20 protein-coding genes are annotated in these 19,601 nt (G+C 60.5%); 12 read left to right on the plus strand and 8 right to left on the minus strand.

The genetic code is table 11. The features are described 5' to 3' along the window. The first annotated feature begins 2 nt into the window (after window positions 1–2). The 4 genes from HBO23_RS08355 to HBO23_RS08370 all read left to right on the plus strand — a co-directional run bounded on the left by HBO23_RS08355 (window position 3) and on the right by HBO23_RS08370 (window position 4,795). Window positions 3–977 carry an alpha/beta hydrolase gene (locus tag HBO23_RS08355; protein WP_170037638.1) on the plus strand — a complete coding sequence of 325 codons (975 nt, stop codon included), beginning with the start codon at window positions 3–5 and terminating at the stop codon, window positions 975–977. Window positions 978–1,264: 287 nt separating this feature from the next. Continuing rightward, a complete protein-coding gene (gene dapA / locus HBO23_RS08360; RefSeq protein WP_170037641.1) occupies window positions 1,265–2,116 on the plus strand; it encodes a 4-hydroxy-tetrahydrodipicolinate synthase in 852 nt (283 codons plus the stop codon). 139 nt (window positions 2,117–2,255) lie between these two features. Further along, window positions 2,256–3,632 carry a cystathionine beta-synthase gene (locus tag HBO23_RS08365; RefSeq protein WP_170037644.1) on the plus strand — a complete coding sequence of 459 codons (1,377 nt, stop codon included), beginning with the start codon at window positions 2,256–2,258 and terminating at the stop codon, window positions 3,630–3,632. Further along, entirely contained in the window at window positions 3,629–4,795 is a 1,167-nt protein-coding gene (locus tag HBO23_RS08370; RefSeq protein ID WP_099549649.1) for a cystathionine gamma-synthase, read from the plus strand. The genes HBO23_RS08365 and HBO23_RS08370 overlap by 4 nt, the downstream gene beginning before the upstream one ends. Before the next feature lie 120 nt (window positions 4,796–4,915). On the opposite strand, the gene HBO23_RS08375 is transcribed toward HBO23_RS08370, so the two are convergent. Then, window positions 4,916–7,114, minus strand: a complete 2,199-nt coding sequence (locus tag HBO23_RS08375; RefSeq protein ID WP_169986243.1) for an OsmC domain/YcaO domain-containing protein — start codon at window positions 7,112–7,114, stop codon at window positions 4,916–4,918. A gap of 134 nt (window positions 7,115–7,248) precedes the next feature. Between HBO23_RS08375 and HBO23_RS08380 the strand changes: the two genes are divergently transcribed. After that, window positions 7,249–7,869, plus strand: a complete 621-nt coding sequence (locus tag HBO23_RS08380) for a LysE family translocator (protein ID WP_017138939.1) — start codon at window positions 7,249–7,251, stop codon at window positions 7,867–7,869. Between the two features lie 3 nt (window positions 7,870–7,872). On the opposite strand, the gene HBO23_RS08385 is transcribed toward HBO23_RS08380, so the two are convergent. Further along, window positions 7,873–8,529 (minus strand): class I SAM-dependent methyltransferase, encoded by a 657-nt coding sequence (locus HBO23_RS08385; protein ID WP_170037647.1) that lies wholly within the window; start codon window positions 8,527–8,529, stop codon window positions 7,873–7,875. Between the two features lie 111 nt (window positions 8,530–8,640). Here HBO23_RS08385 and HBO23_RS08390 point away from each other — a divergent pair, with 111 nt between their 5' ends. Then, the gene (locus tag HBO23_RS08390) at window positions 8,641–9,273 is read left to right on the plus strand and encodes a TetR family transcriptional regulator (protein ID WP_170037650.1); all 633 of its coding nucleotides are present in this window, start codon (window positions 8,641–8,643) and stop codon (window positions 9,271–9,273) included. 265 nt (window positions 9,274–9,538) lie between these two features. Beyond that, window positions 9,539–10,099: a cysteine hydrolase family protein gene (locus HBO23_RS08395; RefSeq protein WP_017138942.1), complete on the plus strand. Its 561-nt coding sequence runs from the start codon at window positions 9,539–9,541 to the stop codon at window positions 10,097–10,099. On the opposite strand, the gene HBO23_RS08400 is transcribed toward HBO23_RS08395, so the two are convergent. The 3 genes from HBO23_RS08400 to HBO23_RS08410 are packed head-to-tail and all read right to left on the minus strand — an operon-like array spanning window position 10,096 to window position 11,412. After that, window positions 10,096–10,545: an NUDIX domain-containing protein gene (locus HBO23_RS08400; protein WP_138451234.1), complete on the minus strand. Its 450-nt coding sequence runs from the start codon at window positions 10,543–10,545 to the stop codon at window positions 10,096–10,098. The two genes, HBO23_RS08395 and HBO23_RS08400, sit on opposite strands and share 4 nt — an antisense overlap. Next, window positions 10,538–10,969, minus strand: a complete 432-nt coding sequence (locus HBO23_RS08405; RefSeq protein ID WP_170037653.1) for a VOC family protein — start codon at window positions 10,967–10,969, stop codon at window positions 10,538–10,540. The genes HBO23_RS08400 and HBO23_RS08405 overlap by 8 nt, the downstream gene beginning before the upstream one ends. Next, the gene (locus HBO23_RS08410; RefSeq protein ID WP_170037656.1) at window positions 10,966–11,412 is read right to left on the minus strand and encodes an HIT domain-containing protein; all 447 of its coding nucleotides are present in this window, start codon (window positions 11,410–11,412) and stop codon (window positions 10,966–10,968) included. Before HBO23_RS08410 ends, HBO23_RS08405 begins: the two co-directional genes overlap by 4 nt. 85 nt (window positions 11,413–11,497) lie before the next feature. On the opposite strand from HBO23_RS08410, the gene HBO23_RS08415 reads away from it, so the two are divergent. Together HBO23_RS08415 and HBO23_RS08420 are read left to right on the plus strand one after the other, a co-directional pair. Then, a complete protein-coding gene (locus tag HBO23_RS08415; protein ID WP_170037659.1) occupies window positions 11,498–12,142 on the plus strand; it encodes an aspartate/glutamate racemase family protein in 645 nt (214 codons plus the stop codon). 140 nt (window positions 12,143–12,282) lie between these two features. Continuing rightward, window positions 12,283–14,223: a methyl-accepting chemotaxis protein gene (locus tag HBO23_RS08420; protein WP_169986249.1), complete on the plus strand. Its 1,941-nt coding sequence runs from the start codon at window positions 12,283–12,285 to the stop codon at window positions 14,221–14,223. A gap of 58 nt (window positions 14,224–14,281) precedes the next feature. Here the strand turns inward: HBO23_RS08420 and HBO23_RS08425 are convergent, their stop codons facing one another. Continuing rightward, window positions 14,282–15,043 (minus strand): nucleotidyltransferase domain-containing protein, encoded by a 762-nt coding sequence (locus tag HBO23_RS08425; protein WP_170037662.1) that lies wholly within the window; start codon window positions 15,041–15,043, stop codon window positions 14,282–14,284. Next, entirely contained in the window at window positions 15,040–15,519 is a 480-nt protein-coding gene (locus HBO23_RS08430; protein ID WP_170037665.1) for an ATP-binding protein, read from the minus strand. The genes HBO23_RS08425 and HBO23_RS08430 overlap by 4 nt, the downstream gene beginning before the upstream one ends. A gap of 123 nt (window positions 15,520–15,642) precedes the next feature. On the opposite strand from HBO23_RS08430, the gene HBO23_RS08435 reads away from it, so the two are divergent. The 3 genes from HBO23_RS08435 to HBO23_RS08445 all read left to right on the plus strand — a co-directional run bounded on the left by HBO23_RS08435 (window position 15,643) and on the right by HBO23_RS08445 (window position 17,996). Then, complete coding sequence (locus HBO23_RS08435; protein WP_017138949.1) at window positions 15,643–16,155, plus strand: GNAT family N-acetyltransferase; 513 nt, start codon at window positions 15,643–15,645, stop codon at window positions 16,153–16,155. A gap of 126 nt (window positions 16,156–16,281) precedes the next feature. Further along, window positions 16,282–16,707 carry a DUF2231 domain-containing protein gene (locus HBO23_RS08440; protein ID WP_170037668.1) on the plus strand — a complete coding sequence of 142 codons (426 nt, stop codon included), beginning with the start codon at window positions 16,282–16,284 and terminating at the stop codon, window positions 16,705–16,707. Continuing rightward, entirely contained in the window at window positions 16,704–17,996 is a 1,293-nt protein-coding gene (locus HBO23_RS08445) for a sorbosone dehydrogenase family protein (RefSeq protein ID WP_170037671.1), read from the plus strand. Before HBO23_RS08440 ends, HBO23_RS08445 begins: the two co-directional genes overlap by 4 nt. 137 nt (window positions 17,997–18,133) lie before the next feature. On the opposite strand, the gene HBO23_RS08450 is transcribed toward HBO23_RS08445, so the two are convergent. Beyond that, entirely contained in the window at window positions 18,134–19,537 is a 1,404-nt protein-coding gene (locus HBO23_RS08450; RefSeq protein ID WP_099549644.1) for an MFS transporter, read from the minus strand. Window positions 19,538–19,601: the final 64 nt, after the last annotated feature.

A 19,601-nucleotide genomic window follows, 5' to 3' on the forward strand; every position in this document is an offset into this window, starting at 1 on the left:
CCATGAACCATGGCGTAAAACTTGAACCGCGCACCATCCCGGTCCCAAGCTCGATCAGCGCCCCAGCCCAGGCGACACTCCAGCGCCTGGTCGGGGCTGATGGCGTGCCGTTGAACGCACTGCACAGCATGCCCGCGCCGCACGACCACGATGGCTGGCGCCAGCTGCAAGCCGTCGTCGACCAGAACTACACCAGCGCCAATGCCGGACAGGCGGACGGCCTGCGCGCCAGCCTGCACACCATCACAGTAGAAAGCGCCACCGTGCACGTGGCCACACCGCCGGGCTACACGCCCTTTGCCTACATCGATCTGCACGGCGGCGCACTGGTGTTCGGTGGCGGCGAAAACTGCCGTATTGCCGCCGGCAAGCAGGCCGACCTGCACAACCTGATGTGCTACGGCATTGATTACCGCATGCCGCCTGATCACCCGTACCCGGCGGCGCTGGATGACTGCGTGGCCACCTACCGCCATGTACTCAAGCACCATGCGCCTGAGCACATCGTGATTGGCGGCCGTTCGGCAGGCGGTAACCTGGCGGCGGCAATGGTCTTGCGCGCCCGTGACGAAGGGTTGCCAATGCCAGCGGCGCTGGTGCTGCTCTCGCCGGAGGTCGACCTGACCGAATCCGGCGATAGTTTCCATGTCAACCGAGACGTCGACGTGGTTCTGCCCATGCCGCTGATGAGCACCAACCTGCTGTATGCCAACGGCGCGGATTTGTCCCACCCGTACCTGTCGCCCCTGTTTGGTGATTTGGCCGGCTTCCCGCCGACCTTCCTGCAAAGCGGTACACGGGATCTGTTCCTGTCCAACACCGTGCGCATGCACCGCGCCTTGCGCCAGGCGCAGGTGCCGGCGCTGCTGCATGTGTTCGAGGCCATGCCCCATGGCGGCTTCATGGGCGCACCGGAAGATGCGGAACTGGCAGCCGAGGTCGCCGCATTTGTGCGCGAGCACCTTCGGCGGAGTTGACATATTCAGTCACATCCCCTGAAGATGGAGATCTTATTCAGGGTGTGCCAGCGCATGTCAGCAACGTCTTTCGTTAACCTTTGTGCCATTGGCTTGATTGCCAAGGCGCAAGGTTGCGTGGCGCACGCCCTAAAATCGAAGAAACAGTCGCTCATGTGACCGGGGCGCGCTGTCCCGTCAGATGAGCTGACAGGACATTGAGCGCGGCGGCCCCCTCCTCCTCCTTCTGCACAATCCCTCTGCCCTTCTGACGGTGACTTTAGCGGTCAACCATCAGGAGAAAGTGCATGTCATCGTTTCAAGGTATCTGGGTTCCCATAGTCACGCCGTTTCAGGATGGCGCCATCGACTTTATCGGCCTGCACCGGCTGGTCGGTCACCTGCTGGAAAAACACGTCGCCGGGATCATGGTCTGCACCACCACGGGCGAAGCCGCGTCGTTGAGCCGTCAGGAGCAGCTCGCCGTGCTCGATGCCGTGCTGCAATGGGTGCCCGCGCAGCAGGTGGTGATGGGCCTGGCGGGCAACAACCAGATAGAACTGCTGCACTTTCAAAGCGAAATTCTCAAGCGCCCGGTAGCCGGTCTGCTGGTGCCCGCGCCCAGCTATATCCGCCCTTCCCAGGCTGGCCTTGAGGCGTTTTTCCGCACGTTGGCGGATGCCTCCAGCGTGCCGATTGTGCTCTACGACATTCCCTACCGCACCGGCGTGACCTTTGAGCAGGCCACGTTGTTGAGCATCGTCAAACACCCGCGAATCAGCGCGATCAAAGATTGTGGCGGCAACCTGGCCAATACCCTGGCGTTGCTGGCCAGTGGTGACGTGAATGTGTTGTGCGGCGAAGACGTCCAGATTTTTAACGCGCTGTGCCTGGGCGCCAGTGGCGCGATTGCGGCCTCGGCGCATCTGCATACCGAGGCCTTTGTGGCGCTGTGCCAGCAAGTACGCGATAACCAATTGGCCGAGGCCAGGACGACGTTTTTCACGTTATTGCCGCTGATCAACACGATGTTCATAGAGCCCAACCCGGCGCCGGTGAAGGCTGGGTTGGCGTTGCAGGGCTTGATCGGCAGCGAACTGCGCGCGCCGATGCAAGCTGCCAGTGCGCGCGTACAACAGGCGTTGGGCGCGCTGCTGTAAACGCCCTGTCGGGTTCATGCGCCAAAAAAAGACATCCAACGGACCGCCCGGTTGCGACCGGCGCGATCCCGGCCTATGTTCCAAGGCACGCCTTTACTTTGCTGCACCACCTCTGTCTGCTCGCAACCAAGGTGAATTCATGCCCAGCCTCCCACGTCCCGCCGTGCTCGAACTGATCGGCAACACGCCGCTGGTCAAGGTCAGCCGTTTCGATACTGGCCCTTGCACGCTGTTTCTCAAGTTGGAATCGCAAAACCCCGGTGGCTCGATCAAGGACCGTATCGGCCTGGCCATGATCGACGCCGCCGAACGTGACGGCCGCCTGCAACCAGGCGGCACCATTATCGAAGCCACCGCCGGCAACACCGGCCTGGGCCTGGCGCTGGTCGGCCGGGCCAAAGGCTACCGTGTGGTGCTGGTGGTGCCCGACAAGATGTCGACTGAAAAGGTCTTGCACCTCAAGGCCATGGGCGCCGAAGTACACATCACCCGTTCCGATGTCGGCAAGGGCCATCCCGAGTACTACCAGGATGTGGCCGCGCGCCTGGCCAAAGACATTCCCGGTTCATTCTTCGCCGACCAGTTCAACAACCCCGCCAACCCGCTGGCCCACGAAACCAGCACCGCCCCGGAAATCTGGGCGCAAACCCAGCATGATCTGGACGCGATTGTGGTCGGTGTCGGCTCGGCCGGCACCCTCACCGGGCTTACGCGCTTCTTCAAACGCGTGCAGCCCGAACTGGAAATGGTGCTGGCCGACCCGGTGGGCTCGGTGATGGCCGAATACAGCCGCAGCGGCAACATGGAAACGCCCGGCTCCTGGGCCGTGGAAGGCATCGGCGAAGACTTTATCCCCTCGATTGCCGACCTCTCCAGTGTGCGCCATGCCTACTCCATCAGCGATGAAGAAAGCTTCGACCACGCCCGTCAGTTACTCAAGGCCGAAGGCATCCTCGGCGGCTCATCCACCGGCACCCTGCTTGCCGCCGCACTGCGTTACTGCCGCGAACAAACCGAGCCAAAACGTGTGGTCACCTTCGTCTGCGACACCGGTACGCGCTACTTGTCCAAGGTCTACAACGACCAATGGATGAACGACGCGGGCCTGTTGCAATACAAACACTACGGCGACCTGCGCGACCTGATCGCGCGGCGCTTCGAAGACGGCCGGGTGATCAGCGTGAGCCCCGACGACAGCTTGCTCACCGCCTTCCAGCGCATGCGCCTGGCGGATGTCTCGCAGCTACCGGTGCTGGTGGACGGCCGTGAATTGGTCGGCGTCATCGACGAATCCGACATCCTGCTGGGCCTGCATCAGGACGCCACACACTTTTCCATGGTGGTGGCAGACGCCATGAGCAAAACCTTGCAAACCCTGGCCCCCAGCGCCAGCCTGGCCCAATTGCAGGCGGAACTGGATCGCGGCCTGGTCGCGATTATTGCCGACACATCCGGCTTCCATGGCCTGATCACCCGCGTCGACCTGCTTAACCACCTACGGAGATCCCTTGCATGAGCCTGCCCGATAAAAGCGCGTTTGCCACCCGTGTGATCCACGCCGGGCAATCCCCCGACCCAACCACGGGCGCGCTGATGCCGCCGATCTACGCCAACTCCACCTATTTGCAAGACAGCCCCGGCGTACACAAGGGGTTTGATTACGGGCGCTCCCACAACCCCACGCGGTTTGCCCTCGAGCGCTGCGTGGCCGACCTGGAGGGCGGCAGTGCGGCGTTTGCGTTTGCTTCGGGGCTGGCGGCGATTTCCACTGTGCTGGAACTGCTGGATGCCGGTGCGCATATTGTCTCCGGCAACGACCTGTATGGCGGCACGTTCCGGCTGTTCGACAAGGTGCGTCAACGCAGTGCCGGGCACCGTTTCAGCTTTGTCGATTTAAGCGACCTGTCGGCCTTTGAAGCCTCACTGCAGAGCGACACACGCATGGTCTGGGTCGAGACCCCGAGCAACCCGCTGCTGAGCCTCACCGACCTCAGCGCCATTGCGCGTATCTGTCGCGATCGCGGCATCATCTGCGTGGCCGATAACACCTTCGCCAGCCCATGGATCCAGCGCCCACTGGAGCTGGGCTTCGACATCGTGGTGCACTCCACCACCAAATACCTCAACGGCCACTCCGACGTGATCGGCGGTATCGCCATCGTCGGCCACAACCCGGAACTCGCCGAGCGCCTGGGCTTTTTGCAAAACTCGGTCGGCGCGATTGCCGGCCCGTTCGATGCGTTCCTGACCCTGCGCGGGGTAAAAACCCTGGCACTGCGCATGGAGCGCCATTGCAGCAACGCACTGGACCTGGCCACCTGGCTGGAACAGCAGCCGCAAGTGTCGCGGGTGTACTACCCAGGCCTGGCCTCGCACCCGCAGCACGCACTGGCGCGCAAGCAGATGCGCGGGTTTGGCGGGATGATTTCGGTGGATTTGAACAGTGACCTGGCGGGTGCCACACGTTTTCTGGAAAACGTGAAAATTTTCGCGTTGGCCGAAAGCCTCGGCGGCGTGGAAAGCCTGATCGAACACCCGGCGATCATGACCCATGCAAGCATTCCTGCGGCGACGCGGGCGCAGTTGGGGATCGGCGATGGGTTGGTGCGGTTGTCGGTGGGGGTTGAGGATGTGGAAGATTTGAGAGCCGATCTGGCTCAGGCGCTGGCCCTGATCTAGACGCCTGTGGGAGCTGGCTTGCCTGCGATACAGACACCTCGGTGTATCAGTTGCACCGCGGTGATGCTATCGCAGGCAAGCCAGCTCCCACACAAGCCAGCTTTCACAAGGGGGATTGTGTCAGGCTGAAGTGACGTTGGCCCGCGCCGAGTGCAGTTTTTTATAGCTCTCAATCAAGCGCAAATGCCGATCCAGGCCTTCCAGCTTCATGCTGGTCGGGGTCAAGCCATAAAACCGCACACTGCCATCGACCGAACCCATCACCGCATCCATCCGCTCGTTACCGAACATTCGGCGGAAGTTGGCCTCGTAATCGGCGAGGTCCAGGTCGTCGTCCAACTGCATCTCCAACACTGCGTTCACAGCCTGGTAGAACAGGCCGCGTTCAGCGGTGTTGTCGTTGTATTGCAGGAACATCTCCACGCACTCCTTGGCCTCCTCATATTGCTGCAAGGCCAGGAAGATCAGCAGTTTCAACTCCAGGATGGTCAACTGGCCCCACGCCGTGTTGTCGTCGAACTCAATGCCGATCAAGGTGGTGATGTCGGTGTAATCGTCCAGCTCGCTTTCGATCAGACGCTCGACCAACGCCTGCAGCGCCTCCTCATCAAGGCTGTGCAGGTTGAGGATATCGGCACGGAAAAACAGCGCCTTGTTGGTGTTGTCCCAGATCAGGTCGTCCACCGGGTAGATTTCCGAGTAGTCCGGCACCAGGATCCGGCAAGCCGTGGCGCCGAGGTGTTCGTACACCGCCATATAGGACTCTTTGCCCATGCCTTCGAGAATGCCGAACAGGGTGGCGGCTTCTTCGGCGTTGGAATTTTCACCTTCGCCCGAGAAGTCCCACTCGACGAACTCATAGTCCGACTGCGCACTGAAGAAGCGCCACGACACCACGCCGCTTGAGTCAATAAAGTGCTCGACAAAGTTGTTCGGCTCGGTCACCGCCTGCCCTTCAAAGGTCGGCTGCGGCAGGTCATTCAAACCTTCAAAACTGCGGCCCTGGAGCAGTTCGGTGAGGCTGCGTTCCAGCGCCACTTCCATGCTTGGGTGTGCGCCGAACGAGGCGAATACGCCGCCGGTGCGAGGGTTCATCAGGGTGACGCACATCACCGGGAACTCGCCGCCCAGGGATGCGTCCTTGACCAGCACCGGGAAGCCCTGGGCCTCCAGGCCTTCGATACCCGCGACAATGCCGGGGTATTTGGCCAGCACTTCTGCGGGCACGTCCGGCAAGGCGAACTCGCCTTCGATGATTTCGCGCTTCACGGCGCGCTCGAAGATCTCCGACAGGCACTGCACCTGGGCTTCAGCCAAGGTATTGCCCGCGCTCATGCCGTTGCTGAGGTAGAGGTTTTCGATCAGGTTGGACGGGAAATACACCACTTCGCCGTCGGACTGGCGCACGAACGGCAGCGCAACAATCCCGCGTTCTTCATTGCCCGAGTTGGTGTCGAACAGGTGCGAGCCACGCAGCTCGCCCTCACGGTTGTAGACCTTCAGGCAGTAGGCATCGAGGATTTCACTCGGCAGCTCGTCCTTGGGCCCAGGCTGGAACCAGCGTTCGTCCGGGTAATGCACGAACGGCGCGTTGGCCAGCTCCTCACCCCAGAACTGGTCGTTGTAGAAGAAGTTGCAGTTAAGCCGCTCGATAAACTCGCCCAGGGCAGACGCCAATGCGCCTTCCTTGGTTGCGCCCTTGCCGTTGGTGAAACACATCGGCGAGTGTGCGTCGCGGATATGCAACGACCACACGTTGGGCACGATATTGCGCCACGAGGCGATTTCAATCTTCATGCCCAGGCCGGCGAGAATGCCGGACATATTGGCGATGGTCTGCTCCAGCGGCAGGTCCTTGCCGGCGATGTAGGTGCCCGCCTCGGAGGTGGAATTGGGCATCAACAATGCCTGCGCATCCGCGTCGAGGTTTTCCACTTCCTCGATCACAAATTCCGGCCCGGCCTGCACGACTTTCTTCACGGTGCAGCGGTCGATGGAACGCAGGATGCCCTGGCGGTCCTTGTCGGAGATGTCCGCTGGCAACTCGACCTGGATCTTGAAGATCTGGTTGTAGCGGTTTTCCGGATCAACGATGTTGTTCTGTGACAGGCGAATATTCTCGGTGGGAATATTGCGTGTTGCGCAGTACAGCTTCACAAAGTACGCCGCGCACAACGCCGACGAAGCCAGGAAGTAATCGAACGGACCCGGGGCCGAACCGTCGCCTTTGTAGCGAATCGGCTGGTCGGCAATCACCGTGAAGTCATCGAACTTGGCTTCAAGCCGAAGGTTGTCGAGAAAGTTGACCTTAATTTCCATGCGGGCACACCAGAATAACGAGCTAAACAAATTGGCCGCCATTATGAAGATTTTCGCCGGGAAGTCTCAGGGTTTTGCGAATCGGCTGCCGATCGGTGCTAACGTCCACCCACCACACTTTGAGCCATCGGCCCATGTCCATTACCGATAACCTCCTCGCCTTTACCTTCGCCGCCACCCTGCTCACGCTCACGCCGGGGCTGGATACCGCGCTGGTGCTGCGCACCGCCACAGTCGAAGGCAAACGCCAGGCGCTGCACGCCACCTTCGGCATCAACGCCGGTTGCTTGCTGTGGGGCGCGGCCGTGGCGTTTGGCCTGGGCGCTTTGATTGCAGTGTCGGAGCTGGCGTACAACCTGCTCAAATATTGCGGCGCGGCTTATCTCGCGTGGCTGGGCCTGAACATGTTGGTGCGCCCACGCCGCTCACTGTCACCCGCCAAAGCCGAGGGCAAACCGGGCGGCAACTGGTTCCTCAAGGGCATGCTGGGCAATGTGCTGAATCCCAAAGTGGGCATCTTCTACGTGTCCTTCCTGCCGCAATTCATCCCCCAAGGCCAGCCGCTGATTGCCTGGACCTTTGGCCTGGTCAGCATTCATGTGCTGCTGGGCCTGCTGTGGTCACTGCTGCTGATTGGCGCCACCCGACCGCTGTCCGGTTTCCTGCGCAGGGAAAAGGTGATCCGGTGGATGGACCGCACCACCGGCATGATCTTCGTGTTGTTCGCCGCGCGCTTGGCATTGAGCAAGCGCTGAACCTTAGCCGAGGCGGATCGACAGTTCGATATCATCGGCAAACGGCACCGACAGATAGCCGTTCCCAGGTTCGCGCACGTGCGCCAGGTATTCAGGGCAGTAGTTGGTGTTGTCAGCCACCACCAGCGCGCCCGGCCGCAGGTGCTTCTCTACCAGGTTCAACACATCGCCATACAGCGACTTGGCGCCATCGAGCAGCAGCAGGTCGACCGTTTGCGGCAGGTTTGCAGCCAATGAGACCAGCGCGTCGCCTTCGCGCACCTCGATCAGGTCGCTGACGCCGCCTTCGATGAAATGTTCGCGCGCCAGGGCAATCTTTGACGGTTCGAATTCGCTGCCGATCAACACGCCGCCGCCGTTGTCGCGCAGCGCGGCAGCCAGGAACAAGGTGGACAACCCGAACGAGGTGCCGAACTCGACAATAGCTTTTGCATGGCTGCTGCGGGCCAGCATATAGAGCAGGTTGCCGGTGTCACGCGATACAGGCAGCCACAGATCCTTGAGCATCGTGTAAAGCTCAAGGTACTCGGTTTTGCTGTACATCAGGCGGTTGCGCTCTTGCGGCGATACAGTATCGATGAGCGGGCTGGTCGCCGCATTGGCTTGGGCGTAGAGGCGTTCGATCAGGGCTGCAAGAGGCGCGGTGGTCAGGGTGGTCATGATTGATTTCCGTCGAATGGGGACTAAGATGCGATTAATTCGTCGCATTAAAAGTATGCGAGTGATTCATCGCCTTCGCTATTCGCGTTCGCCCAGCGCTCGGAACCCGAAATGACCACCCGCCAGACGCCCCGTATTGCCTCGCGCAAACAGCCACAACAAGCACGCTCGACCGAGTTGGTGGCGGCGATTCTCGAAGCCGCTATTCAGGTTTTGGCCAAGGAAGGCGCTACGCGTTTCACCACCGCGCGGGTCGCGGAAAAAGCCGGCGTGAGTGTCGGTTCGGTGTATCAATATTTCCCCAACAAGGCCGCGATCCTGTTTCGATTGCAGAGCGATGAGTGGCAGCAGACCACCCAAATGCTGCGCGACATCCTCGAAAAAACCGAAATAGCGCCGCTGACCCGCCTGCGCACACTGGTGCATGCATTTATTCATTCCGAGTGCGAAGAGGCGCTGATGCGCGGTGCGCTCCACGACGCGGCGCCGCTGTACCGCGATGCACCGGAAGCCGTGCAAGTGCGCGCGGCCGGCCGGCAAGCCTTTGAGACCTTCATGCACGAGTTGCTGCCCGAGGTGCCCGACGCAACCCGCGCACTGGCGTGTGACCTGATCCGCAGCACGCTGGGTTGCGTGGGCAAGGACTTTTCCTTCAGCCCGCGCACCGCTGCCGAAATCGAGGTGTATGCCAATGGCATGGCCGCTATGTTCAGTGCTTATGTGAATACACTCAATCGGCCCTGATTGCTTACGAAGCCGTAGCGCAAGGTTCACACGGCGATTGAAGGCACCAGCGCTCGATGGGAGTATCGGCGACTGTGGGAGCTGGCTTGCCTGCGATGGCGGTGGGTCAGTAACAGATTTATGCACTGATAGACCGCTATCGCAGGCAAGCCAGCTCCCACTTTGGATCGATGTGCATCGTGCAAATGAGCTTCGAACAATAGACCTGTTTAAGCACGCCCAATCGCTGCTATGTTTCGCGCCTGATCCAGCTAAAGGATGTGCCATGGAACCGCTAGCCACAAACGCCGCGTTGTTGATCATCGACATGCAGCAAGGCATGAATGACCCCACGCTGGGGCGCCGCAATAACCCCGACGCCGAGGTGCAGATACAGCACCTGCAGCGTGCATGGCGGCAGTCCAATCGCCCCGTGGTGCATGTAAGGCACATGTCCCGCAGCGAAGGCTCGGTGTTTTGGCCGGGCCAACCGGGCTGTGAGTTCCAGCCGGCACTGGCACCGCTCAAGCATGAGCATGTGGTGGAAAAAAACGTCCCGGATGCGTTCGCCGCCACCGGCCTGGAGCGTTGGCTGCATGTGCGTGGGATCCGGCAATTGGTGATCGTTGGGGTGATCACCAACAACTCTGTCGAGTCTACGGCGCGCTCCGGCGGCAACCTGGGTTTTGAGGTAACAGTGGCGGCGGACGCCTGCTACACCTTTGATCAAGCCGATTTATCGGGCCGCCTCTGGCCTGCCGAGGATGTGCATGCACTGTCGCTGAGCAACCTGGCGATGGATTACGCCAGGGTCACAGCCACTGCCGATATCCTGGCCATGCTTTAAAAAACGCCTGCCTGCGCGAGCATGTCGATAAGCCCTTCTGGCCATACCGTGTCTGCCGTCGAATGCAGCTCCTCGGTGGACCACCAATGGTGATCCGCCATGACCTGGGCTTCTTGCACTGTCCATTCGTCTCGCGACAGGTGCTCGTTTTGCGCCTGCACAACAAAGTACTGCTCAATGGCCAACACCGTTTCACCACTGGGTAGCATCAGCTCAAATCGGCGATCTGCTACCGGCGCTTGTACGTCACTGACCACAATGCCGGTCTCTTCGCGCAGCTCACGGATCGCAGCGGTGTGAAAGGTTTCCCCGGCTTCAACACCGCCGCCGGGCGTCGCCCAGTAATTCCTGCCGGCCAGTGCCCCGTCCTTGTGGACGAACCGGAACAGCAGCACTTTTCGAGCCGGGCTGATCACCAAAAGGCGTGCCGCCTTGCGCTCACGCATTGTCTCTCGTCCTTTCACCAAGCCGCTCTACCAGTCTTACCAGATAACCATCCGGGTCCTGCACCAGAAACTCGCGCTGCCCAACCTCGACCTCGCCTGCCCGGTACCACACGTCTTTGCAGGCCTTGAACACGGGATAGGCCGCCCTCTCCAGCCGTTGAATAACCGGATGTACCGCCACGACATCAATTTGCAGGTTCATGCCGCGCCCGAATGGCCGTTCCAACGCCCCCGTGAGCCATTGACTGGCGAGTGGGTCGACTTGTTCAAGCATCACCTGGGCTCCGTCCAGGTCAAGATACGCGAAGCCGTCTTCCAGGCGCTGATAAGCCACCGTGAACCCCAGACAACCGACCCAGAACTCAAGGCTGCAGTTCAGGTCGGTCACCATCAATTCCGGGACCAGATTATTTCTATGCATCATCCAGCTTCCATGGCGGATTTGAGTAACTGCGCGATCGTGTTGCGCAACTCACCGTGTTGATCTTCAGCGTAAGGTATGGCGGTTTTCCAGTCGTAGAACCACACCGGCATCTTGCGTTTGCCCTCCGGCTCCGAGGCGTAACGCGGGAAAATATGGCAATGCAACTCCGGTTCCGAGTTGCCCAGAATCTCGTAGTTCATGCGCAGGGCACCGGTAGCCGCCAGCACGGCATCGCCAAGGCGCGCCATATCGAGCAGGTAGATTGCACGCGCCTCGGCATCCAGATCATTGAGGCTGGCAACCACCGGGTCGGGCAACAACAAACAATAGCCCGGCAAGAACTGCACATCGCCCATCACCGCCCAGCCTGAGGCCATGCGGCAAATAACCTTATCGTTGGCGCCGTTGCGGGCCAGCGCTACACGTTCCGTGATCAGTGGCATGCATTGTCCTTAATGAGAAGATGTCGACGGCATCTTAACTGTGATAACACTGTGGGGCTCAGCACTTCCAACCTGGCGACCCCCTATGCGAATCACCTGCCTTCATACCGCAGCCAGCAACATTGCCGTCTTCGACGCAGCCGCACAAGCACTGGGAATCGCACCCGCCGTTTTGCAGCATGAAGTGCGTACCGACCTTCTGGCTGCGGCGGAAGAAATGGGTAATCTCACGCCTGAAATTGCGGCCTCAACCGCCAACGCATTACTTTCACTCGCTCAACACGCTGACGTCGTGGTACTCACCTGCTCGACGTTGGGGCCATCGGTTGATGAGCTTGACGAGTGTACCCAGTCATCCATCCTCAGGGCGGACCAAGCCCTCGCTCTCACAGCCGTTCAAGCAGGCGGCAAGGTTGTGGTGTTATGCGCCGTCGAAACCACCCTCGCCCCCACCTCGAGCCTGTTCCACCGCGCAGCGTTGCACTCAGACGCAACCGTTGACGTGCAGCTGGTTCCAGGCGCCTGGGCGCTGTTCAAGGCGGGCGATATTGATGGCTACCTGTCGACCATCGCCAGGGCGGCCGATCAGGCCTATATCGATGGCGCATCCGTGATTGCGCTGGCCCAAGCCTCCATGGCCGGGGCCGCTGCTCTCGTGACGGCAGGGCCGACGCCGCTGACCAGCGCGACCGGCGGCCTGAAGGCTGCCTTGAAGGCAATCAAGGGTTAATCCAAGTGCGCCTTCCGGCAGGTTAATTTCTCAGGACAAAATCAATTGTTGTTGTACACAAAATAAAGCTAAAGCTTTATAACCCTCGGGCCGAGACAGTCAGTGATATCAAATCGCCTCTTCGCCCAGTGGTCGTCTCGATGAAAATAAAAAACAAGCTCGTTCTCGCGTTCGTCTCTGTCGCCTTTATCCCGGTTAGCCTGGTTGCAGTTATCTCCGTCATGAACACGCGGACTCAGGCGGTCGATCAGTTTATTGATGGCAGCACCCGCGAAATACGTCAGATCGATGGCAATATCCGGCAATTCTTCGACGGCACCTTGCAGAACGTCGATCAAATGTCCGCTGATCCTGTATACACTTCAGTGAACACTCTAAAAGATTATCAGCCTGCAAACGCCGCGAGTCAGCCAATGCCCGCCCAGGCGCAGCAGGTAATCGACCAGTTTGCCCGTTTTGGCGCCACCCACCCTTCCGCTGCGATTCTGTCCATTGGCCTCGAAGACGGCACCTACGCCAAATGGCCCGATGACCCACAACTGGCCAAATACGACCCGCGCACCCGCCCCTGGTACAAGGCTGCCATGGCCAGCCCCAACAAGACCGTGCGCACACCCGCTTACTACTACGACAAGGATGATGTGGCGCTGGTGGGCACCGCACGTGCGCTGCTCGATAGCAGCGGCAAGGCCAAGGGCGTGTTCGTGGTCAGCGTGTCGCTGAAGAACCTCACCGAATTGCTCAAGAGCATCAAGCTGGGTGAAAGCGGCTACGTGATGTTGATCGAAGACGGCGTGGTGCTGGTCGACCCGCGCAACGCCGCGCACAACTTCAAGCCGCTCAAGGACCTCGGCGCGCCGTATGCGCACTTGGCCGAGACGCCCCAGGGCTCAACCGAGGTGGTCATCGACGGCGTGCGCTACATGGCCAACGTGTGGACCTCGCCGGGCCTGGGCTGGCGGTATGTGGGGCTGATCGAATACAGCGAAGTCATGGCAGCGGCGACGCGCATGACCTACCTGACCACGGCAATCGTGGCCGTGCTGGTGCTGATCTTCGGGCTGATCGCCGCGGCGTTTTCCAAGGTGATCGTCAAACCGATCGGCCAGGTCAGTACCGGCTTGCAGTCCATCGCCCAGGGTGAAGGCGATTTGCGCCATGAGCTGCAAGTACAGGGCAAGGATGAAACTGCCGAGCTGGCGGGCTGGTTCAATAAATTCCTCGCCGCAATCCGTCAGCTGATCCAGCATATTGGCGCGGCCTCCACCAATCTTCAGGACGCGTCACGGGTCAACAGCGAAGTGGCACACAACATGAACGAAGCCGCCGGGCGCCAGCGTGAGGCGGTGGAATTGGTGTCTACCGCGTTCAATGAAATGGTCGCCACCGCCAACGAAGTCGCACGCTCGTGCAGCGGCGCGGCGGAGTCGGCCGAGAACGGCCATCGCCGTGTGGCCGAAGGCAAACAGCAGATCGAAGTCACCACCGATAACGTCAACCGCCTGGGCCGCCGCCTGACCGAGTCATCCCAGGCCATGGTCGAGCTGGAAGCCGGCAGCCGCAGCATCAACCAGATCCTCGGCACTATTCGCGCCATCGCCGAGCAGACCAACCTGCTGGCCCTCAACGCCGCCATCGAAGCCGCCCGCGCCGGTGATCAGGGCCGTGGTTTTGCCGTGGTGGCCGACGAAGTGCGCGCACTGGCCAAGCGCACCTCCGACTCCACCGGCGAGATCGAGCAGTTGCTCGGCACCCTCGGCAGCAAGACCGAAGAAGTCACCCAGAAGATGAGCAGTTGCCTGGACCTGTCCCGCGCCAGCGTGTCGTCCATCGAAAACGCGCGGGACAGTTTCGAGGGCATCCAGTTGTCGGTAAACGAGATCCGCGACCAGAACCTGCAGATTTCCGCCGCCGCCGAGGAACAACACAGCGTGGCCGAAGAAATCAACCGCCATATCCAGCAGATCTATGACGAGGCAAGGTTGGTGGAGAGCCTGGCCAATGCTGCGCAGGATGATTCGGGGCGGTTATCGAGCCTGTCGCAGGAGCTGAATGGCTTGGTCGGGCGTTTTAAATCCTGATGTGCGCAGCGTAGGTAAAGTGAGCCTGAGTGCCAAATTACCTATCTATACCTGCTGTCTATACCTGCTGTGAAACCATCCAGTCGATAAAGGTTTGCAGTCGCACGCTGAAGGGCTCGCCCACGGCACTCGGGTTTCGCGCCTCGAACAGGAAATACGCGATCTGGATGCGCATCGCGGGGTGATGCTGTACGAACAAGGCAACGTGCTCTTCGAGGGTGTACGGCCAGGGCGCGTCGGGGCCGCGCAATATGTTGGTCGCTCGAATCAGCTTGCGAGCCGCTTCGCGTTGCAGCCGCAGGCGCTCGGTTGGGGTATTGGCCTGATGGATGAGGTTGAGATAGCCGCTCAACACGGATTCAAAATCACCATTCAACGCCAGGGCGATTTCGCGCGAAGGCTGGAAGCGTTCAAAGCGCAGCGAAAGATCCTCGCCCCACACACAACGGCAATGATGCTTGAGCCAGAAACCCCATTTATTTGCATTTTCGGGCGCCAGTACTTCGGCGCGGTGGCCGATATCGAAGTCAATCTTGGTGACCACCGGGTGGCGTTGCTCCAGCGCCTGGCGCAGCGTTTCCAAGTGTGCCAATACCTGTGCATCCGGCGGTTCGAGCAGAATCAGGCTAAGGTCCAGGTCCGACTCACCTGGGCGGGCTTCGCCCCTGGCGACACTGCCATACACATAAATGCCGTCCAGCCCGGACTGGGAGAGGCTGGCGATAACATCCGCCAGCAGCGGCTCAAACTCAGGCTGGAAGGCGGCATTGCCCAGCGTCAGCACACAGCCCTGGGCATCCACACCGGTCACCGTACTCATGGGTGATGCACCTCGATCACCAGGCCTTCCGCCTCACTCGGCACACAGAAATGGCGGGTGATCAGGTCAAACTCGGCGTCGGTGGCGGCGAAATCATGCTCGCCCTGGGCATTGCGCGCCTGTAAACGGCTGCGGCAGGTGGCGTCATCCAGCTCCAGATAGTGCAGGCAGTGCGGCGCTCGCGCAGCCTGGGCCAAGCTCAGCAGCCACTCGCGATTAGCCAGCGTATTGGCCGGGAAGTCCAACACAACGCTGATGCCCGATCGCAGCACGTTGATCACCAACGGCCCGAGCACACCTCGAATACGCTGGGCGCAGCTCACGTAATCGGCAATCGAGAGGACTTCACCGGGGTAAAGGGTGGCGAGCCAATGGTCTTCGCTCAACAGGATGGCGGCGTGTTCAGCGGCCAAAGTGTTGGCCAGGGTGGATTTGCCGGAGGCGATCTTGCCGCACAGCAGGTGCAGGGTTGGCATGGACACGGTTCCTTTTGTCAGGCCCTGAAGCATGCCAGTTTTCAGGGCTCTGCATAATGAGAACCTATTCTGTAACAGTGAATGGGCACCCTGGTTTCGACAAATTAACGACAAGGGATGGTTATGATTCGTGATGCATTGCCCAAGGACGCCAAGCACATCGCTCAGGTGCATGTGAGCAGTTGGCAACAGGCTTATGTAGACCTGATGCCAGCAGATTTTCTGGCCTCGCTGAGCACAACACTGCCGCAGAAAGAGGCTAACTGGGCGCGCTTGATTGAAAGCCAAGACGCTGGCGTATTAGTCGCCGAAGTGGATGGCAACGTTATCGGCTGGCTGTCGCTGGGCCTTTGCCGGGATACGGACACGCCCGAGGTCGCATCGGGAGAGGTCATGGCTATCTACGTGTTGGCGGACTACTGGGGTCACGGCATCGGCGCGCAATTGTGGCAGGCGGGTTTCCAACGTTTGGTTGAACAGGGTTATAAACGCATTTCCTTATGGGTTTTAGCCGCCAACCAAAGAGCCGTACGTTTCTATACACGCTTTGGCGGCACTGAAGACCCAGGTAGCCGTCGCACGCTGGTGCGCGGTGGCGTGACGCTGGAAGAGGTGCGCTATGTGTGGACCCGTTAAAGCCCTCTCAAACCCTGAAATAATATTTCGACACGAATTGCGCTGAACTATCCGCCAGGCTCTACGCTCCTTCCCTATGCGCTGCCCCGCCCCGGGGCGTTGGATAAAACAAGGAGCCGCGACCCTATGACCACCCTTCCCGCCTACCCACTCGTCAGGCCTGGCCCGCTGCACTCGACCCTGTTGGCCGGCACCGTGCCGCTGTTTCTCGGTGCGTTGCTCAGTGACATCGCCTACGGCCAGACCTATCAGATCCAATGGGCCAACTTCGCGTCCTGGCTGATCGCCGGTGCCTTGGTGTTTTGTGGCTTTGCATTGTTGTTCGCGCTGGTCAACCTGGTGCGCGCCGAGCATAAAGGCGGACGCCCCGCCGCGTACTTCCTGCTGTTACTGATCACCTGGGGACTCGGGCTGGTCAACGCCTTCCAACATGCCAAGGACGCCTACGCCATGATGCCTGTTGGCCTGGTACTGTCGGTGATCGTGACGGTTCTGGCGATTTTTGCCACATGGGTCGGCCTGACCAACCTGCGCTCGGGAGCTGCCAAATGAACCCACTCAATACGCTGACCTTACTGAGCGCAGCGCTGTTGCTGAGCGCGTGTGGCGACGCCGGCGACAAAACCCAGGCACGCGGTCCCGATCCCAAACTGCCCGAGCAACAAAGCAGCCTGCTGCCGAGCATGAAGATTGCCGAGCCGACACCCTGGGGCGAGCAAAAACCCACGGTGCCGCAAGGCTACAGCGTCACGGCCATCGCCACCGACCTGGCCATTCCTCGGCAAACCCTGGTGCTGCCCAATGGCGATATCCTCGTCGCCGAAGGCCGTGGCGGCAGTGCGGCCAAGCTCAAGCCCAAGGATGTAATCGCCAGCGTGATCAAGGCTCAGGGCAACACCAAGGTCAAGGGTGGCAACCGCATCACGTTGCTGCGCGATGCCGACGGTGACGGCAACTACGAGCTCAAGACCGTGTTTGCCGACAACCTCAACGCGCCCTATGGCCTGGCTTTCGCCGACGGCAAGCTGTACGTGGCCAACCAGGATGCCCTGGTGCGCTTCGACTATACCGACGGCCAGACCCAAGCCAGCGGCGCGCCGACCAAAATCACCGACCTGCCGGCGCAGATCAACCATCACTGGACCAAATCCCTGGCCATCAGCGAAGACGGGCGCCAGCTCTATGTGGGCATTGGCTCCAACAGCAACATCACCGAGCGCGGCATGGAAGTGGAGATCGACCGCGCCATGGTCTGGCAGATCGACGCAGCCAGCGGCGCGCACAAGCCCTACGCCACCGGCCTGCGCAACCCGACCGCACTGACCATTCAGCCGGGCTCGGGGCAATTGTGGACGGTGGTCAACGAACGCGATGAACTCGGCCCCGACCTGGTGCCGGACTACCTCACCTCAGTGCGCGAAGGCGCCTTCTACGGCTGGCCCTACAGCTACTGGGGCCAGAACGTCGACCCCCGCGCGCAACCGCAGAACCCACTGAAAGTGGCGGCCGCGATCAAGCCGGATTACAGCCTGGGCTCGCACGTTGCGGCACTGGGCGTGGATTTTTCGATACCGGCCATGGGTGAACAATTCGCCGACGGCGTGTTTGTCGGCGAACACGGCAGCTGGAACCGCGACAACCCGGTGGGCTACAAGGTGATCTTCGTACCGTTCAGCAACGGCAAGCCGGCTGGCGAACCGATTGATTTCGCCACCGGTTTCCGTGGCGACGACGGAAAGACCCGTGGCCGCCCGGTGGGCGTGACGGTCGACCCCAAAGGTGCGCTGATCATTGCTGACGACTTGGCCAACACCGTTTGGCGGGTGACACGCAATCGGTAACCGCCGTTGAACCTTGTCACTGTGGCGAGGGAGCTTGCTCCCGCTGGGCTGCGAAGCGGCCCCTGCTCTTTGCTTCAAGAGCATGGGACTGCTACGCAGTCCAACGGGAGCAAGCGCCCTCGCCACAGGGGACGGGTTTACAGGTCAGTGATTTCCTTATGCCGCGGCACCAGCGCCTTCATCACGCTCCACGCGACCAGGTACGCCAAGGCACAAATCGCAAACATGATCATATAGCCGGTGTGAATGTCGTTGATGGACTTGTAGTAGTCGAACACCCAGCCACCGATCTTGGTCATCACCACACCGCCCAGGCCGCCCGCCATACCGCCGATGCCGACCACCGACGCCACGGTTTTTTGCGGGAACATATCCGACACGGTGGTGAAGATATTGCACGACCACGCCTGGTGCGCCGAGGCGCCCACGCCGATCAACAACACCGGCACCCAGAAGCTCAGGTAACCGAACGGTTGCGCCAACAGCACCACCAGAGGGAACAGCGCGATCACCAGCATGGCTTTCATGCGGCCGTCATACGGGGCATCACCGCGCGCCATAAAGTAGCTGGGGAACCAGCCGCCGCCGATACTGCCGACCATGGTCATGCTGTACAGCACGGCCAACGGCATCACGATATCCGCGCCTTTCATGTTGTATTGCGCCGACAGGTACGTGGGCAGCCAGAACAGGAAAAACCACCACACGCCGTCGGTCATGAACTTGCCGAAGGCGAACGCCCAGGTCTGGCGGTAGGTCAGCAGCTTGAACCACGAGACTTTTTTCGGCGTCGCCCCCACAGGCTCAGGCGCGAAAGGCTGTACGGTCTGGTCACTGCGAATGTAGGCGAGTTCTTCGGCGGACAAGCGCTTTTGCTGCTCCGGTTTCTCATAGAGCATCGACCACACCGCCACCCACACAAACCCGAGCATGCCGATCACGATAAACGCGGCTTCCCAGCCCCACATGCCGGCAATCAGCGGCACACAGATCGGCGCGAGGATTGCACCCACGTTGGCGCCGGAGTTGAAGATGCCGGTGGCCAGGGAGCGTTCTTTTTTCGGGAAATATTCCGCAGTAGCCTTGATCGCGATGGGGAAGTTGCCCGCCTCGCCAATCGCCAGCACGGCGCGGGAGAGCATAAAGCCAGCAATCGATACCGGAATCACCGCCAGGCCGATGGCGGCGCTGAGCGAGGCAATCCCCGCGCCCATCGGCACCGAGAACGCATGCATGATCGCGCCGGTGGACCAGATGGCAATCGCCACCACATAGGCCGCCTTGGTGCCGATCTTGTCGACAAACCGCCCGGCAAACAGCATGGCAATCGCATAAACGAACTGGAACACCGCAGCGATGTTGGCGTAATCGGTGTTGCTCCAGCCAAATTGCGTCGACAGTTGCGGCGCCAAGAGGCTGAGCACCTGGCGGTCGAGGTAATTGACGGTGGTGGCAAAGAACAACATCGCGCAGATGGTCCAGCGATAGTTGCCGACTGCCTGGCCGACGCGGTGGGCGTTGATGGGCTCATTCAAATTCATGGCATCACTTTTTATTTTTGTTAGATAGGACATATGTAACGTCATATGTCGTCGTACAACTGCG

It is taken from the genome of Pseudomonas sp. WS 5532 (assembly GCF_012985445.1).
Classification (GTDB): domain Bacteria; phylum Pseudomonadota; class Gammaproteobacteria; order Pseudomonadales; family Pseudomonadaceae; genus Aquipseudomonas; species Aquipseudomonas edaphica.

Excerpts from the sequence above, each read along its gene's own strand:
- HBO23_RS08355 (WP_170037638.1), top strand. The coding sequence starts at position 3 with ATGAACCATGGCGTAAAACTTGAACCGCGCACCATCCCGGTCCCAAGC.
- dapA (WP_170037641.1), top strand. The coding sequence starts at position 1,265 with ATGTCATCGTTTCAAGGTATCTGGGTTCCCATAGTCACGCCGTTTCAG.
- HBO23_RS08365 (WP_170037644.1), top strand. The coding sequence starts at position 2,256 with ATGCCCAGCCTCCCACGTCCCGCCGTGCTCGAACTGATCGGCAACACG.
- HBO23_RS08370 (WP_099549649.1), top strand. The coding sequence starts at position 3,629 with ATGAGCCTGCCCGATAAAAGCGCGTTTGCCACCCGTGTGATCCACGCC.
- HBO23_RS08375 (WP_169986243.1), bottom strand. The coding sequence starts at position 7,114 with ATGGAAATTAAGGTCAACTTTCTCGACAACCTTCGGCTTGAAGCCAAG.
- HBO23_RS08380 (WP_017138939.1), top strand. The coding sequence starts at position 7,249 with ATGTCCATTACCGATAACCTCCTCGCCTTTACCTTCGCCGCCACCCTG.
- HBO23_RS08385 (WP_170037647.1), bottom strand. The coding sequence starts at position 8,529 with ATGACCACCCTGACCACCGCGCCTCTTGCAGCCCTGATCGAACGCCTC.
- HBO23_RS08390 (WP_170037650.1), top strand. The coding sequence starts at position 8,641 with ATGACCACCCGCCAGACGCCCCGTATTGCCTCGCGCAAACAGCCACAA.
- HBO23_RS08395 (WP_017138942.1), top strand. The coding sequence starts at position 9,539 with ATGGAACCGCTAGCCACAAACGCCGCGTTGTTGATCATCGACATGCAG.
- HBO23_RS08400 (WP_138451234.1), bottom strand. The coding sequence starts at position 10,545 with ATGCGTGAGCGCAAGGCGGCACGCCTTTTGGTGATCAGCCCGGCTCGA.
- HBO23_RS08405 (WP_170037653.1), bottom strand. The coding sequence starts at position 10,969 with ATGATGCATAGAAATAATCTGGTCCCGGAATTGATGGTGACCGACCTG.
- HBO23_RS08410 (WP_170037656.1), bottom strand. The coding sequence starts at position 11,412 with ATGCCACTGATCACGGAACGTGTAGCGCTGGCCCGCAACGGCGCCAAC.
- HBO23_RS08415 (WP_170037659.1), top strand. The coding sequence starts at position 11,498 with ATGCGAATCACCTGCCTTCATACCGCAGCCAGCAACATTGCCGTCTTC.
- HBO23_RS08420 (WP_169986249.1), top strand. The coding sequence starts at position 12,283 with ATGAAAATAAAAAACAAGCTCGTTCTCGCGTTCGTCTCTGTCGCCTTT.
- HBO23_RS08425 (WP_170037662.1), bottom strand. The coding sequence starts at position 15,043 with ATGAGTACGGTGACCGGTGTGGATGCCCAGGGCTGTGTGCTGACGCTG.
- HBO23_RS08430 (WP_170037665.1), bottom strand. The coding sequence starts at position 15,519 with ATGCCAACCCTGCACCTGCTGTGCGGCAAGATCGCCTCCGGCAAATCC.
- HBO23_RS08435 (WP_017138949.1), top strand. The coding sequence starts at position 15,643 with ATGATTCGTGATGCATTGCCCAAGGACGCCAAGCACATCGCTCAGGTG.
- HBO23_RS08440 (WP_170037668.1), top strand. The coding sequence starts at position 16,282 with ATGACCACCCTTCCCGCCTACCCACTCGTCAGGCCTGGCCCGCTGCAC.
- HBO23_RS08445 (WP_170037671.1), top strand. The coding sequence starts at position 16,704 with ATGAACCCACTCAATACGCTGACCTTACTGAGCGCAGCGCTGTTGCTG.
- HBO23_RS08450 (WP_099549644.1), bottom strand. The coding sequence starts at position 19,537 with ATGAATTTGAATGAGCCCATCAACGCCCACCGCGTCGGCCAGGCAGTC.